The sequence below is a fragment of the Neisseria sp. P0014.S009 genome, assembly GCF_051958155.1.
GTDB lineage: Bacteria > Pseudomonadota > Gammaproteobacteria > Burkholderiales > Neisseriaceae > Neisseria > Neisseria flavescens_C.
In genome coordinates this window covers 309909-325724 of record NZ_JBQCVS010000002.1, presented here as the reverse complement: position 1 = coordinate 325724, position 15816 = coordinate 309909, and the positions used below count along the sequence as shown (strand labels likewise).

General features: G+C 46.2%; 13 protein-coding genes. 11 read left to right on the top strand and 2 right to left on the bottom strand.

The window, feature by feature from the left end:
* The first annotated feature begins 11 nt into the window (after positions 1–11).
* The 3 genes from ACTHS4_RS03330 (at position 12) to ACTHS4_RS03320 (ending at position 3248) form a co-directional block, all read left to right on the top strand.
* Entirely contained in the window at positions 12–632 is a 621-nt protein-coding gene (locus tag ACTHS4_RS03330) for a trimeric intracellular cation channel family protein (RefSeq protein WP_070826094.1), read from the top strand.
* A gap of 99 nt (positions 633–731) precedes the next feature.
* A complete protein-coding gene (gene gatB, locus ACTHS4_RS03325; RefSeq protein WP_070826095.1) occupies positions 732–2162 on the top strand; it encodes an Asp-tRNA(Asn)/Glu-tRNA(Gln) amidotransferase subunit GatB in 1431 nt (476 codons plus the stop codon).
* Between the two features lie 81 nt (positions 2163–2243).
* Complete coding sequence (locus ACTHS4_RS03320; RefSeq protein WP_070826096.1) at positions 2244–3248, top strand: 2Fe-2S iron-sulfur cluster-binding protein; 1005 nt, start codon at positions 2244–2246, stop codon at positions 3246–3248.
* A gap of 235 nt (positions 3249–3483) precedes the next feature.
* Here the strand turns inward: ACTHS4_RS03320 and ACTHS4_RS03315 are convergent, their stop codons facing one another.
* Entirely contained in the window at positions 3484–5592 is a 2109-nt protein-coding gene (locus ACTHS4_RS03315) for a LysM peptidoglycan-binding domain-containing protein (RefSeq protein WP_128581779.1), read from the bottom strand.
* Between the two features lie 156 nt (positions 5593–5748).
* Here ACTHS4_RS03315 and ACTHS4_RS03310 point away from each other — a divergent pair, with 156 nt between their 5' ends.
* From ACTHS4_RS03310 to ACTHS4_RS03290, 5 genes are all read left to right on the top strand, one after another.
* A complete protein-coding gene (locus tag ACTHS4_RS03310) occupies positions 5749–6408 on the top strand; it encodes a class I SAM-dependent methyltransferase (RefSeq protein ID WP_070826098.1) in 660 nt (219 codons plus the stop codon).
* Between the two features lie 43 nt (positions 6409–6451).
* Positions 6452–7279 (top strand): DNA-formamidopyrimidine glycosylase, encoded by an 828-nt coding sequence (gene mutM, locus ACTHS4_RS03305; protein ID WP_070826282.1) that lies wholly within the window; start codon positions 6452–6454, stop codon positions 7277–7279.
* A 64-nt stretch (positions 7280–7343) separates the two neighbouring features.
* Positions 7344–8129: a 1-acylglycerol-3-phosphate O-acyltransferase gene (locus ACTHS4_RS03300; protein ID WP_070826099.1), complete on the top strand. Its 786-nt coding sequence runs from the start codon at positions 7344–7346 to the stop codon at positions 8127–8129.
* A 188-nt stretch (positions 8130–8317) separates the two neighbouring features.
* Positions 8318–9055 (top strand): redoxin family protein, encoded by a 738-nt coding sequence (locus tag ACTHS4_RS03295; protein WP_049348362.1) that lies wholly within the window; start codon positions 8318–8320, stop codon positions 9053–9055.
* A 253-nt stretch (positions 9056–9308) separates the two neighbouring features.
* Positions 9309–10715, top strand: a complete 1407-nt coding sequence (locus ACTHS4_RS03290) for a dihydrolipoyl dehydrogenase (RefSeq protein WP_070826100.1) — start codon at positions 9309–9311, stop codon at positions 10713–10715.
* Positions 10716–10795: 80 nt separating this feature from the next.
* Here ACTHS4_RS03290 and ACTHS4_RS03285 read toward each other — a convergent pair whose 3' ends face one another.
* On the bottom strand, positions 10796–11926 hold the full coding sequence (locus ACTHS4_RS03285) for a PilT/PilU family type 4a pilus ATPase (protein WP_070646794.1): 1131 nt from the start codon (positions 11924–11926) through the stop codon (positions 10796–10798).
* A 203-nt stretch (positions 11927–12129) separates the two neighbouring features.
* Here ACTHS4_RS03285 and ACTHS4_RS03280 point away from each other — a divergent pair, with 203 nt between their 5' ends.
* From ACTHS4_RS03280 to lepB, 3 genes are all read left to right on the top strand, one after another.
* Positions 12130–12831, top strand: a complete 702-nt coding sequence (locus tag ACTHS4_RS03280) for a 5'-methylthioadenosine/adenosylhomocysteine nucleosidase (RefSeq protein WP_070646795.1) — start codon at positions 12130–12132, stop codon at positions 12829–12831.
* Between the two features lie 132 nt (positions 12832–12963).
* On the top strand, positions 12964–14757 hold the full coding sequence (gene lepA, locus ACTHS4_RS03275; protein WP_070646796.1) for a translation elongation factor 4: 1794 nt from the start codon (positions 12964–12966) through the stop codon (positions 14755–14757).
* Entirely contained in the window at positions 14757–15776 is a 1020-nt protein-coding gene (gene lepB / locus ACTHS4_RS03270) for a signal peptidase I (protein ID WP_004520142.1), read from the top strand. The genes lepA and lepB overlap by 1 nt, the downstream gene beginning before the upstream one ends.
* Positions 15777–15816 lie beyond the last annotated feature (40 nt).

Genomic DNA, 15816 nt, shown 5'->3' with positions numbered 1-15816 from the left:
AAAACATATATATGAATACAACCGACTTCATTCAAATCATTGGGACAGCCGCGTTTGCCATTTCCGGCTATTTGGTTGGCTACAACAAGCGGTTGGATGTACTCGGTGTTGTCATTACTGCGTTACTGACGGCTGTCGGCGGCGGCATGATACGCGATGGTTTGGTCGGTCGGATTCCGCAAGTGTTTTTGCAGACCGATGCGCTGATTGTTGTGTTTGCCACGCTTGCCATTGCATGGTTGATAAGGGTGCAACGTTATCGCAGCACCTATTTGGCTGCTGCTTTTATTATTGCCGATGCCATCGGTTTGGCAGCTTTCAGCATTACCGGTGCACAAATCGGTATGGCTTTGCAGCTTAATCTGTTCGGCGTTATTTCTTTGGCTTTTGTGACTGCCGTTGGCGGGGGTATTGCACGCGATATTTTGGTCAATGATGTGCCGATGATTTTGCGCACCGACCTTTACGGTAGCGTGGCTATTTTAATTGGCGGGCTGATTTATCTGTTCGGACATTTGAGCTGGATTAATATCTTTACGTTAAACCTGCTTTTTGCCGGCGGATTGTTGTTTCGCCTGACTGCATACCGTTTCCATTGGCAACTGCCCGGTTTCCAACGCCGCAGGAAATAAACTTATCTTACAGATGGCATGTTATGGTTTTTATTCAGGCCGTCTGAAAAACGAATCACTCATTTAACCGATTAACTTTTTTTCGACAGAAAGACCCTTATGACTTGGGAAACCGTAATCGGACTGGAAATCCACGTCCAACTCAACACCCAATCCAAAATCTTCAGCGGTGCATCCACTGCATTCGGTGCCGAGCCTAATGCCCACGCCAGCGTGGTTGAGTGTGCGTTGCCGGGCGTATTGCCGGTAATGAACCGCGAAGTCGTCGAAAAAGCCATCAAACTCGGTTTGGCTTTGGATGCGAAAATCAATCAGAAAAACATATTCGACCGTAAAAACTATTTTTATCCTGATTTGCCAAAAGGCTATCAAATCAGCCAGTTGGATTTGCCGATTGTTGAGCACGGCAAGCTGGAAATCGTAGTGGGCGACGAGGTCAAAACCATCAATGTTACCCGTGCGCACATGGAAGAAGATGCGGGTAAATCCGTACATGAAGGTTTGAACGGTGCAACCGGTATCGACTTAAACCGCGCCGGTACGCCTTTATTGGAAGTTGTCTCCGAGCCTGAAATGCGTTCCGCTGCCGAAGCTGTGGCATATGCTAAAGCGTTGCACGGTTTGGTAACTTGGCTGGATATTTGTGACGGCAATATGGCGGAAGGCTCGTTCCGCGTCGATGCCAACGTTTCTGTACGTCCAAAAGGCCAGGCCGAGTTCGGTACGCGTCGAGAAATCAAAAACCTCAATTCTTTCCGCTTCTTGGAGCAAGCCATCAATTATGAAGTGGAAGCGCAAATCGAAATTTTGGAAGACGGCGGTAAAGTACAGCAGGCAACCATGCTGTTTGACCCTGAAAAAGGCGAAACTCGTGTGATGCGTTTGAAAGAAGATGCGCACGATTACCGCTATTTCCCAGATCCGGATTTGTTGCCAGTCATTATTTCAGACGGCCAATTGCAGAAAGCTAAAGAGCAAATGCCTGAATTGCCACATGAAATGGCAGCGCGTTTTGTTGCCGATTACGGCGTGTCTGACTATGATGCGCGTCTGTTGACTGCCAGCCGCGCCCAAGCTGCCTATTTTGAAGAAGCGGCCAAAGCCTGCGGCCAAGGTAAATTGACGGCGAACTGGATGAACGGCGAGCTTGCCGCTACCTTGAACAAAGAAGGTTTGGAATTGGCTGAAAGCCCGATTACAGCTCCACGCCTTGCCGAGTTGGTTGCTAAAGTTGCAGATGGAACATTAAGCAGCAAATTGGCGAAAAAAGCTTTTGAGGCGATGTGGGCTGAGCCTGAAGCAGGTATTGCCGAAATCATCGAAAAACATGGTTTGCAACAGATTACCGATACTGGCGCAATTGAAGCTATGGTGGATGAAGTGTTGGCAAACAATGCGAAAGCCATTGAGCAATTCCGTTCCGGTAATGAGAAAGCCCTGAATGCGATTGTCGGCCAAGTGATGAAAGCAAGTAAAGGCAAGGCTAATCCGGCTCAGGTTCAAGAGTTGATTAAAGCTAAATTAGCTTGATAGATAGGACAGGCCGTCTGAAAAATAGGTCTTATTTTTCAGACGGCCTTTATTTTTGATTCTAAAATTATTCTAAATACCATGACACATACTATTACCTTATCAGATGAAATCACATTTACGGCAAACGAGGATGAAACCGTTCTTGCTGCCGCGACCCGTCAGAATTTAAATTTGCCTCATTCTTGTAAAAGTGGCGCCTGCGGACAATGTAAGGCCGAGTTGATGAGTGGCGAATTTGAAATGGGCAAGCATATTGATAAAGCCATCAGTGAAGAAGAAAAAGCGCAGGGTAAAGTGTTATTGTGCTGTACCACTGCGAAGAGTGACCTCAAAATTAATGTGCCAGGTTTTAATCAAAATGCTTTGCCAATACGCACATTGCCGGCACGTATTGAAAACATTGAAATCAAACACGATGTTGCTTTGTTGAGATTGGCTTTGCCTAAAGCGCCGCCATTTGCATTTTATGCCGGACAATATATTGATTTGCTGCTTCCCGGCAATATCAGCCGCAGCTATTCAATCTCTAATTCGCCTGATCAAGAAGGCATTTTGGAGCTGCATATCCGTAAACGTGAAAACGGCGTATGTTCGGAAATGATTTTTGGTGTAGAGCCTAAGATCAAAGAAAAAGGTATTGTCCGTGTTAAAGGTCCATTGGGTACGTTTACTTTGCAAAAAGGCAGTGATAAACCGATTGTTTTGTTGGCAACGGGTACAGGTTACGCACCTATCCGCAGTATCTTGCTTGATTTGATTCATCAGAATAGCGAACGTCAGGTTCATTTTTACTGGGGAGCACGACAGCAGGAGGATTTGTACGCATTGGAAGAAGCAGAAGCATTAATAGGCCGTCTGAAAAATGCGAAATTCTTGCCTGTTCTTTCTAAGCCTGATTCTGAATGGAAAGGGGAGAGTGGATATGTGCAAAACGTTGCAGCACAAAATTATCCTGATTTGAGCCAATATGAAGTTTATGCTTGCGGGTCACCAGCCATGACGGAGAATGCGCAAAGTTTGCTGACTCAAAATTGCGCTTTACCGGAAGATGCCTTCTTCTGTGATGCTTTTTCACCGGCATAGTGATGTTTATACAGGATTTATATGTTTGAATGCAGCTGTTAAGAGTAAAATTTGATGGCAATTTGTTTGAGAAAGAGTGTGTTTTTGCATACTCTTTTTTCTATGTGGTAGTTATTGCATAGATGTTTATGTCTTGAAGAGATGACTATTTTGTTATCAAAAATTGAATTTATTATTTATCATAAAGAAAAAGGCCGTCTGAATATTTCAGACGGCCTTTGTTTTGAAGCAAGTATTAGCTACCAATCAGTTTCAAACGTTGACCAGGGGTCACCGTACGTGTATTGCGGTTCCAACGGCGGATATCGTTAATATCAACATTGAAACGGCTGGCGATGGTGTTCAGGGTATCGCCTTTGCGTACAGTGTAGGAAACGTTTTGAACCGGGTTGCTGCGGACTTTTGCCGGAGCAGCTGTAACACGGAGGATTTGGCCTTTTTTGATATTGTTGCCTTTGATGTTGTTGGCAATAATCAAATCGGCTACGCTCAGGTTATAGCGTTTGGAGATGTTAAACAATGTATCGCCATCTGCCACACGGTGTGTGCCTGCTGTAAGTGCTGCGGTTTGTGTGTTTTGTTGGCCATTTACACGAGCAAGACGCGCATTGATGCGTTGTTGTTGTTTAGCGGTATTGGCTGCGATACGTGCGGTACGAGCGCTTTCGGCAGTAACAACAGTTTGAACTTGTTTGGCTTCAGAAGTCGCTTCAGCAACAGTTGCTGCAGGTTCCTCCGCAGGTTGGCTTTGTACCAAAGCCATCAGGTCATCACGCTCTTCTTGAACAGGAGCAACAGCAACAGATTCAACTGCTGGAGTAGGGGCTACATCGTTTGCGGCAACAGTCGGCGCGGTCAAGTCTGCAGGGATGGCTGATTTGGGCGCTTCTGTAACATTTTTAGCAATGGTCTCGGTAGTCGCATGGGTCATGGCTGCAACTGGAGCAGGCACTTCCGCATTTGCAACTTGAGGTTGGGCTTTGGTTTCTGTTACCACTACGGAAGTAACGTTTTCAGTTTTGCTGCGTGCAATAAAGTCAACCGGTTTGCTGGACTGTGGAACAACAGGAGCAACGATATTGGTCACAGTAGTTTGAGCAACTTTAACCGGTTCTGCTACGCTGGAAGCAATAATCGGAGACATAGCCGGCATATTGGATTGGTAAGTATCCGGAGTATTGTCTTTGTCGATAAAGTTAATAATGTCTTGACTTTGGGTAGCTGAGTTTTTAGCCACCAAAATGCTGCGGCCTTCAGAAATGGCGCTACCGCTCAGGCCGTTGAGGCGCTTGAGTTCGGCTACGCTCATGCCGGTATCGTTGGCGATGGCATTAAGCTTTTTGTTACCCAAAGAAGTATAAATATCCCAAGACATCAGGGTATCTGGATTGGCATTGCGGTAGTTCTTTTCAAATGCAGAAACCGCAGAAACCGGCAACAACAGACGACGATTATTTTTAGGGATAAATACCGGGGCATTGAAACCTGGGTTGAGTGCCAATAGTTCGCTTTCGCTGATGTTTGCAAAGCGAGCGATTGTGCTGTTATCAATAGGTTTGTCGATGCTGACAGATTTGAAATACGGCTGATTGCTGATTTCGCTGATATTCATGCCAAAAGTTTGCGGATTGGCAACAATATTACGGACGGCCAAGAGTTTTGGAACGTAATTGCGTGTTTCGTTCGGCATACGCAGGTTTTCGTATGTCGGTTCCAAACCTTGCGCACGGGCACGGTTTACGGCACGGCCGACGTTACCTTCGCCCCAGTTGTAAGCGGCAAGGGCCAAAGACCAGTCGCCGAACATACCGTGCAGGTATTGCAGGTAGTTTAATGCGGCATCGGTAGCGGCGTAAACGTCGTGGCGACCGTCATACAAAGGCGTTTTTTCCAAGCCGAAGTGGCGGCCGGTAGCCGGCATAAATTGCCACAGGCCGGATGCGCCGACGTGTGATTTGGCTTTGGTTACGAATGCGCTTTCAATGAAAGGCAGCAAAGCGATTTCAGCTGGCATATTGCGTTTTTTAACTTCATTGGCAATATGGTACATATAAGGTTTGCTGCGGGAGATGGTGCGGTCGAAATATGCACTGTTTGCAGCAAATTTGTTTTCATGGCGGCGAACCAGTTCTGTGTTGACTTCGTTAATGCGGAAGTCTTTACGTAATGATGCCCATAAGCTGCCGGAGCCGAAGGTTTGTGCTTTGGCTTGGTCGAGTAGGGCGGAGTTGAGGCGCATCATGGCCATGCCGACTTGGTTGGGTGTAGCGTTTTGTGCGTAGGCTGTGGCGGAAACCGCCGACAGGCTTGAAACGGTCAGAGCGATGGTTTTTAGTTTTGCCATAGTAAATAAAGTTATCAAATATATAATAAAATTTCGTCTTTTTGATAGTATCGTTTCAGCATTTAAACGTCAAGTCGAGCAGGGAATTTGCTTGTATGATGTGGTCGTGGTGTTAAAATTCTGTCACACAAGTCGGGATGCATAGGGGAGCCTTTAATGGAAGTTTTTTTTATGCAAACGCCAATGGGGCAATATCTTGCTCTAAAAGAGGCAGATTTCTTCAGACGGCATTTGCAGTATTTGAATAGGCAGGTGGCGGTTCAATTGGGCGGTGTATGGCAGAGGCCGTCTGAAAACATGCTTGTAGTGCCTCGCGATGTGCGGATGGATGCTGAAATGTTGGCATTTGAAACGCATTCCGTGGATGTGTTATTGATGCCTCATCTTTTGGAAGTTTCATCTGAAGATTTGGTATTGAAAGAGGCATTTAGAATATTAAAACCTGAGGGTAGGTTGATTTTGACGGGGTTCAACCCTAAATCTTTGTGGGGGTTGAGCTCTTGGTTTGATGGGGAAAAGCTGCCTTTGAAATCTCAATGCTTGGCTCTGGCTGAGTTGAAACTAAAAATTGCCGCTATTGGTTTTGAAATGGAATATGGGCAGTTTATGGATTATCTGCCTGCTGTAAATTCGCCATCTGCTTTGAAGTTTTGGCGGTTTATGGAAAAGGCCGGGGATAGGTGGTGGCCGCAATGTGCAGCGGTTTATGGTGTGGTGTTAACGAAACATTTGATTGGTGTCCATCCTTTGCCTGAATTGGAATCTGCATTTGATGGCAATACGGTTGCTTTAAGTACGGCACGTTTGGCCGAATAGTTTTCAGACGGCCTATATATAATGATGATTTTGGAGAATAATGATGCCTGAATTACCTGAGGTAGAAACGACTTTACGCGGAATCGCGCCGCATATTGATGGCAAAAAGATAGAAAAAGTCATTATTCGCCAGTTTAAATTGAGATGGTCTATCCATCCAAACTTGGTGCAAATTTTGGCCGGGCGCAAAGTTTTGGCATGTAATCGGCGTGCGAAGTATTTGATTATTACTTTTGAAACGGGTATTTTACTTATTCATTTGGGTATGTCCGGCAGTTTGCGGATTTTTACCGCCGATGATGAGCGTATCGCAACGCCGGATAAACACGATCATTTAGATTTTGTATTTGATGACGGTACCGTATTGCGTTATCACGATCCGCGTAAATTTGGTGCGGTATTGTGGTATGAGGGTATTGTCGAGCATCATCCGCTGTTGGAAAAGTTGGGGCCGGAGCCGCTCTCGGGTGATTTTGATGCAAATTACCTGTATCAGAAATTGAAAACCCAAAAGCGTGCAGTTAAATTAGCGCTGATGGATAATGCAGTAGTGGTTGGTGTCGGTAATATTTATGCGAATGAAAGTCTGTTTAAGGCAGGTATTTCGCCATTGCGTCCGGCGAATAAGCTGACCAAGAAAGAATGCGCATTATTGGTGGAAACCGTTAAAGCGGTTCTGCAAAGGGCGATTGAAACCGGCGGTAGTACGTTGCGAGACTTCGTCAATAGCGATGGCAAAAGCGGCTACTTTCAGCAGGAATATACGGTCTATGGCCGCCACAATGAGCCTTGTGTCCAATGTGGCGGGCTGATTTTTAAAGAAACTTTGGGGCAGCGTGGAACATTTTATTGTCCAAATTGCCAGAAATAGTTTCAGACGGCCTTAAATGTTAGAGGCCGTCTGAAAATAATGAACACAATACAGAAGAAATTTTATGTCTAAACAAAAAGCTCCTTTTTTTAAACGTCTGAGCCGACTTTGCCGTTTAGCAGCTTGGTTATTCAGAACCGGCCGGGATTTGCGTGCCATTGATGGCAACAATGCAGAGGAACGCAATCGCGCTGTGGTTATTTTGGGAAAAGGTGCGTTGGATGCTTTGGATATTGAATTGGAAATCGGCGTACCGCCTCAAGGAAATGTGAGCGGTACTTTGGTGGTAGCCAATCATGTATCTTGGTTGGATATTTTTGCCATGAGTGCCGTTTATCCAAGCAGTTTTATTGCGAAACAGGAAATCAGCGGCTGGCCGGTTTTGGGGAAAATGGGTAAAAATGCCGGTACGGTGTTTATCAACCGCAATTCCCGCCGTGATGTCGAGCCGATTAATCAGGCGATTTGTGCGGCATTGAAAGCAGGGCAGAATGTCAGCTTCTTCCCCGAGGCGCGCACTTCTTCCGGCTTGGGTATTTTGCCGTTTAAAGCTGCCCTGTTCCAATCGGCTATTGATGCGAAAGCGCCGATTCAGGCGGTAACTTTGCGATATTATGATGACGAAGGACAACGGACGGATCTGCCATCCTATGCGGAGGTAAACCTGTTTCAGTCTTTGTGGCGTATTGTTTCTATGAAGAAAATTCGTATCCGTTTGGATTTCTCGCCTCAATACAAACCGACAGATATGCCGGATAAAGACCGCTATGCTTTGAAGGATATTGCGGAAACAGCCATCGGCGAAATTGTGGCTTCGGATTCGCCTGTTCAGCCCTTACCTAAAAAATAATTTCAGTCAGGTACTTGTTTTATTTCAGACAGCCTTCATTTAGAAGAACAGCTGTTTTCGATTTAATTAAATTGATAGTTTGATGTAATTAATATTATTTGAACTATAAATTATACAAATCGATAGGCCTGCATTAAAATGCAAGCATTGATTCATTTCTCAAACCCGAATTTTTAAGGAGCTTAAAAATGGCTTTGCAAGATCGTACCGGTCAAAAAGTACCTTCCGTAGTATTCCGCACTCGCGTTGGCGACACTTGGAAAGATGTTTCTACTGATGATTTGTTCAAAGGCAAAAAAGTAGTCGTGTTCTCTCTGCCTGGCGCATTTACTCCAACTTGCTCTTCTTCTCACCTGCCACGCTACAACGAATTGTTTGGCGCGTTCAAAGAAAACGGTGTTGACGCTATCTACTGTGTATCTGTAAACGATACTTTCGTAATGAACGCTTGGGCTGCTGAAGAAGAAGCTGACAACATCTACATGATTCCTGATGGCAACGGTGAATTCACTGAAGGCATGGGCATGTTGGTTGGCAAAGAAGACTTGGGCTTCGGCAAACGCTCTTGGCGTTACTCCATGCTGGTTAACGACGGCGTGATTGAAAAAATGTTTATCGAACCTGAAGAACCAGGCGATCCTTTCAAAGTGTCTGACGCTGACACTATGTTGAAATACATTGCTCCTGACTGGAAAGCTCAAGAGTCTGTTGCCATCTTCACCAAACCTGGCTGCCAATTCTGTGCTAAAGCTAAAAAAGCGCTGCAAGACAAAGGCTTGTCTTACGAAGAAATCGTATTGGGTAAAGATGCAACTGTTACTTCCGTACGCGCTATTACCGGTAAGATGACTGCTCCTCAAGTATTCATCGGCGGCAAATACATCGGCGGCAGCGAAGACTTGGAAGCTTACTTGGCTAAAAACTAATTGCCTGTATGCTTAAGACGGCTTTAAAAGGCCGTCTGAAATACCCAAATATAGAGTTATTCAGACGACGTTTGCAAATCGGCGTTCTGAATAACTCTATATTTACAAGTAGAATTTGAGATTATTGTTTTAAATCGATATTTAGATATTGGCTATTGATTTTTAAATTTTGATAGTTTATGAAGTTTAGGCCGTCTGAAAACGGATAACCTGATGGCAATATCGGTTTGGATATAGACAGTAAGGATAAAATATGAAAAAGATTCAAGCAGATGTGGTAGTACTGGGTGGCGGTACAGCCGGTATGGGCGCATTTCGCAATGCCCGACTTCATACAGACAATGTTTACCTGATTGAAAACAATGTATTCGGAACAACTTGTGCGCGTGTCGGCTGCATGCCGTCCAAATTGCTGATTGCGGCTGCGGAAGCGCGCCATCATGCTCTGCATACCGATCCGTTTGGCGTGCATTTGGATAAAGACAGCGTAACGGTAAACGGCGAAGAAGTCATGCACCGCGTGAAGTCCGAACGCGACCGTTTTGTCGGTTTTGTGGTCAGCGATGTAGAAGAGTGGCCTGCCGACAAGCGTATTATGGGTACGGCAAAATTTGTTGACGAACACACCGTCCAAATTGATGACCACACTCAAATCACTGCAAAAAGTTTTGTGATTGCCACAGGTTCGCGCCCTGTGATTTTCCCACAGTGGGAAGTTTTGGGCGATCGCTTGATTGTGAACGATGATGTTTTCTCTTGGGATACCCTGCCTAAGAGTGTGGCCGTATTCGGCCCTGGCGTAATCGGCTTAGAGTTGGGTCAGGCTTTGCACCGTTTAGGCGTAAAAGTTGAAATTTTTGGCGTGGCCGGCGCTATTGGCGGTATTTCCGATCCTGTTGTCGCTGAAGAAGCCAAAACCGTTTTTGGTGAAGAGTTGACTTTGCATTTGGATGCCAAAACCGAAGTCAAATTGGACGCAGAAGGCAATGTTGAAGTTCACTGGGAACAAGATGGCGAAAAAGGTGTGTTCCATGCCGAATATGCTTTGGCTGCCGCCGGTCGCCGTCCGAACGTGGACAATATCGGTTTGGAAAACCTGAATATCGAAAAAGATGCGCGTGGCGTGCCTGTTGCTGATCCGCTGACCATGCAAACCAGCATTCCGCATATCTTTATCGCAGGCGATGCGTCCAATCAATTGCCTCTGCTGCATGAGGCTTCCGACCAAGGTAAAATTGCCGGTCACAATGCCGCTATTTTCCCGAATATTGAGGGTGGTTTGCGCCGTAGCGTAATCGGCGTGGTATTCACCAGTCCGCAAATTGCCACTATCGGTTTGAAATACGCGCAAGTTGCGGAGAAATATCAGCCTGATGAGTTTGTCATCGGTGAAGTTTCCTTCCGAAACCAAGGCCGCAGCCGTGTTATGTTGGTAAACAAAGGCCATATGCGTTTGTATGCTGAGAAAGCGACCGGCCGTTTCATTGGTGCGGAAGTTGTCGGCCCTGCTGCCGAACATTTGGCACACTTGATGGCTTGGGCTCATCAAATGAAGATGACGATTCCGCAAATGCTGGATATGCCGTTCTACCATCCGGTTATCGAGGAAGGTCTGCGTACTGCATTGCGTGATGCCGATGCAAAATTGAAACAGGCTTGATTATTTGATGGAATAAAGGCCGTCTGAAACTCGTGGTGAGGTTTCAGACGGCCTTTTCTTTTTTTTATGCTTTGAAGCTGTTAAATCAATTCTAAATCCGGACCGGCATTTTGTGCGCGACGGCTTCGTAATTGAATGTCTAAGCGCAAATCATGGGCGGAGTCGGCATTTTTAATGGCGTCTTGATAGCTGATATCGCCGTTTTCATACAAGTCATACAAGGCTTGGTCAAAAGTGATCATGCCCATGCCGGTTGATTTTTTCATCATTTCTTTGATGTTGTGGACTTCGCCTTTTTGAATCAAGTCGGCAATAATTGGTGAATTGAGCAAAACTTCGACCGCCGCCACACGACCCCGTCCGCTTTCACGGGGAATCAGTCGTTGTGAAATAAAGGCTTGCAGGTTGAGCGATAAGTCGGTTAGCAACTGGGTACGGCGCTCTTCGGGGAAGAAGTTGATGATGCGGTCGAGCGCTTGGTTGGTACTGTTGGCGTGCAGTGTCGCCATACACAAATGGCCGGTTTCCGCGAAGGAAATGGCGTAGTCCATGGTCTCGCGGTCGCGGATTTCGCCAATCAGAATGACATCCGGTGCTTGGCGCAGGGTATTTTTCAATGCAATCGGCCAATTTTCGGTATCTACGCCGATTTCTCGTTGAGTGATGATGCAGTTTTTGTGTTGGTGGATAAACTCAATTGGATCTTCGATGGTGATAATGTGGTCGAAGCTGTTTTCGTTTCGATAGTCGATAAGAGAGGCGAGGGAAGTGGACTTGCCCGAACCTGTACCGCCGACAAAAATAACCAGACCGCGTTTTCTGAGGGCGATGTCTTTCAGAATAGGAGGCAGATTGAGCGTTTCAAATTTTGGGATATTGCTGTTAATGGAGCGGAATACCAAAGCAGTTGCACCGCGTTGAACCATGGCATTGACACGGAAGCGGCTGGTATCGGGCAGGCTGATGGCGAAGTTGCATTCGTTGGTGGAAGAAAATTCTTCGATTTGTTTGGAAGACATAATCGAAAAAGCGATTTCCATACATTTTTCAGCGCTTAACGGCTCATTGGTCAGCCGCATGATTTTGCCGTCCACTTTCATGGCCGGTGGGAAATTGGTGGTAATGAAAAGGTCGGAGCCTTTGTATTTGTTCATATGGCGTAGCCAAGCGAACAATTCTTCTTTTGCGCCCGGAGTATTTTCGTCAAACATAAGAATTTAGGTATTTAGAATAGAGTTATTTTATTGAGAATAATTATAACAGAAGCAATCATTATTTGCTGTTTGCCAGCTAGAGTGGCTATCTGTTTTAAATTGAGTGTCGTTCTAGGAATATAGCAGATTTTTCAGTATCCCTGTGATTTTAAATTCTGCTGTTATAATGTTGCCCGATCAGTGAATGGAAAGGTAACGAGATGTCAGTACAAACAATTGCCGTGGTCGGCGCAATGGAACAGGAAATCGAGCTTTTGCGTGAAAGCATGGCCAATGTCAAGCATGTGTCTTTCGGTAAATTCTCGGCATATGAAGGCGAGTTGGCCGGAAAACGCATGGTATTGGTTTTGAGCGGTATCGGCAAAGTCAATGCAGCGGTTTCGACTTCTTGGGTCATTCATCAGTTTGCACCGGATTGTGTCATCAATACCGGCAGTGCAGGCGGTTTGGGTAAGGGTCTGAAAGTCGGCGATGTGGTCATCGGCGAAACTGTGGCGCATCACGATGTTGACGTAACGGCTTTTGGTTATGTTTGGGGGCAAGTACCGCAACTTCCTGCTGTGTTTACATCGGATTCAAACTTGATTCGTCAAGCAGAAAAGGCGGTGCAAGTGTTTGAAGGTGCGGCCGTAACGCAAGGTCTGATTGTTAGTGGCGACCGTTTTGTGCACAGCAGCGAAGGTGTTGCGGAAATCCGCAGCCATTTCCCTGAAGTAAAAGCAGTGGAAATGGAAGCTGCGGCGATTGCGCAGACTTGTCACCAGTTGGAAGTGCCGTTTGTGATTATTCGCGCCGTATCCGATTCGGCAGATGAGAAAGCGGACATCAGCTTTGAAGAGTTTTTGAAAACGGCTGCCGTCAGCTCGGCGAAGATGGTTACCGAGATTGTCAAATTGCTATAAAATCATGCAGAAACGTTGAATTTCCGTTAGAATACGGAACGATTCAACCTTATTCTAAGGCCGTCTGAAAACCGAATCCCTGTTTTTTCAGACGGCCTTTCAGCCTTTAATTGTATTTATCTTAATAACAATATGAAAAACATACGGAATTTCTCCATTATTGCCCACATCGACCACGGCAAATCGACGCTTGCCGACCGCTTCATCCAATACTGCGGCGGCTTGGATTTGCGCGAAATGAGTACGCAGGTGCTCGATTCCATGGACATCGAAAAAGAGCGCGGCATTACCATTAAAGCGCAAACCGCCGCGCTCAACTATAAAGCACGCGATGGGCAGGTGTATCAGCTCAATCTGATTGATACTCCGGGACACGTCGACTTCTCTTATGAAGTATCTCGTTCACTGTCGGCTTGTGAAGGCGCACTTTTGGTGGTCGATGCTTCCCAAGGCGTGGAAGCGCAAACCGTGGCGAACTGCTATACCGCGATTGATTTGGGCGTGGAAGTTGTGCCTGTTTTGAACAAAATTGACTTGCCTGCCGCAGAACCCGAGCGCGTGGAGCAGGAAATTGAAGACATCATCGGCATTGATGCCGTTGGTGCGGTGCAATGTTCTGCCAAAAGCGGTATTGGTGTGGAAGATGTTTTGGAAGAAATCATTGCCAAAATCCCTGCGCCGACCGGCGATGAAAATGCACCGTTGCAAGCGGTGATTGTTGATTCATGGTTTGACAACTACGTCGGCGTGGTCATGTTGATTCGTGTGAAAAACGGCACCATCAAACTGAAAGACAAAGTGCGCTTTATGAGCACCAAGGCGGAAACTCAGGTTGAGCAGCTAGGCGTATTCACACCAAAATCAGTTCAAAAACAAGAACTCAAAGCCGGCGAAGTAGGCTTTTTGATTACCGGTGTGAAAGAATTGGGTCAGGCGAAAGTCGGCGATACGGTTACTTTGGTTGCCAACCCCGCCTCTGAGCCGCTACCCGGCTTCCAAGAAGTACAAAGCCAAGTATTTGCAGGCCTTTATCCCGTGGAAAGCCACGACTACGAAGCCTTGCGTGACGCTTTGGAAAAATTGCAGCTTAACGATGCTTCGTTGAAATTTGAGCCTGAGGTTTCCCAAGCATTGGGCTTCGGTTTCCGTTGCGGCTTCTTGGGCCTGTTGCACTTGGAAATCGTGCAGGAACGTTTGGAGCGCGAGTTCGACATGGACTTGATTACCACTGCGCCAACAGTGGTTTATGAAGTCGTGTTGAAAAACGGCGAGAAAATTGAAGTTGAAAATCCGTCCAAACTGCCTGAAATCAGCACTATCGAAACCATTCTTGAGCCGATTATCACTGCGACCATTCTTGTGCCGCAGGAATATGTCGGCAACGTCATGACTTTGTGTAACCAAAAGCGCGGCGTTCAGGTCAATATGCAATACATGGGCCGCCAAGTCATGCTGACTTATGATTTGCCGATGAACGAAGTCGTAATGGATTTCTTTGACAAGCTTAAATCGACTTCGCGCGGTTATGCTTCGTTGGACTACCATTTCAAAGAGTTCCAACCGTCTGATTTGATTAAGCTCGACATTATGGTCAACGGCGAAAAAGTCGATGCCCTGAGCCTGATTGTGCACCGTCAAAGCGCCGTTCACCGCGGTCGCGAGCTGGCATCGAAAATGCGCGAACTGATTCCGCGCCAGATGTTTGATATTGCCGTACAGGCCGCTATCGGCAGTCAGATTATCGCCCGCGAAAACGTCAAAGCCCTGCGTAAAAACGTTTTGGCGAAATGTTACGGCGGCGATATTACGCGTAAGAAAAAACTTCTTGAAAAACAAAAAGCAGGTAAGCGCCGCATGAAACAAGTGGGCAATGTGGAAATCCCGCAAAGCGCATTCTTGGCGATTCTGCAAGTGAGTGATAAATAATGAGTATAAATTTGACTTTAGGCGCAATCGTTGTACTGCTGGCCGGTTTGATCCTCAACTTCAAAAGCAGCAAAGAGCGTCAGGAAAACGGCGAATGGAGCTCCGGCCTGCAATGGAGTTATCTCCTGTGTATGGTCGGTGTATTCGGCATTTTGTCCGAGTATATGAGCTTTACCGCCGTATTGCTGGTGTTTGTCGTGTTCACCGGTATTGTTTGGGCAATCCATAAAGGCCGTCTGAAAAAAAGCGAGACCGGCGAAGACAATGCGCATTTTACCGACTACATGGGCGGCTTTTTCCCCATCATCTTGGTTATCTTTGTGTTGCGCAGCTTTATTGCCGAGCCGTTCCAAATTCCGTCCAGCTCCATGCGTCCGGGCTTGGTCAAAGGCGATTTTATCTTGGTGAACAAATTTTCTTACGGTATTCGCCTGCCGATTTTGAATAAGGTCATTATCCCTGTCGGCAACATTGCCCGAGGCGATGTCGTGGTGTTCAATTACCCACTTCAGCCTGAGATGAATTACATCAAACGTATCGTCGGTATTCCGGGCGACGTTGTGGAATACCGTGATAAGGTTTTGACTGTTAACGGAGAAATTATTTCCGAAAAACCAAATGGTAATTATCAATATGCAGATGATACCGATCCGTCTATGATTCATACGCTTGAGCGTTTTCATACTGCCTTGAACGGCAAAAACTTTGACGTTATCAAAGAGGCCGGTCAGCCTTCCGTATCTATTGCCGTATTGAATAAATACACCTCCGAAGTGATGCCTGAAAGCAATTACTCGCTTGAAACAAGCGGTTTGGAAAATTGCGAATACGCAGAAGACGGCAATGGCTTTATCTGTAAAGTTCCTGAAGGCCGTTATTTCGCGATGGGCGACAACCGTGACAACAGCGCCGATTCCCGTTATTGGGGATTTGTCGATGATAAACTGATCGTCGGTAAAGCCTTCTTCGTTTGGATGAACTTTGGCGAACTCAGCCGTATCGGTACCAGCATCCAATAAGCAATAAACAGATTAAAAGGCCGTCTGAAATTTTTCAGAC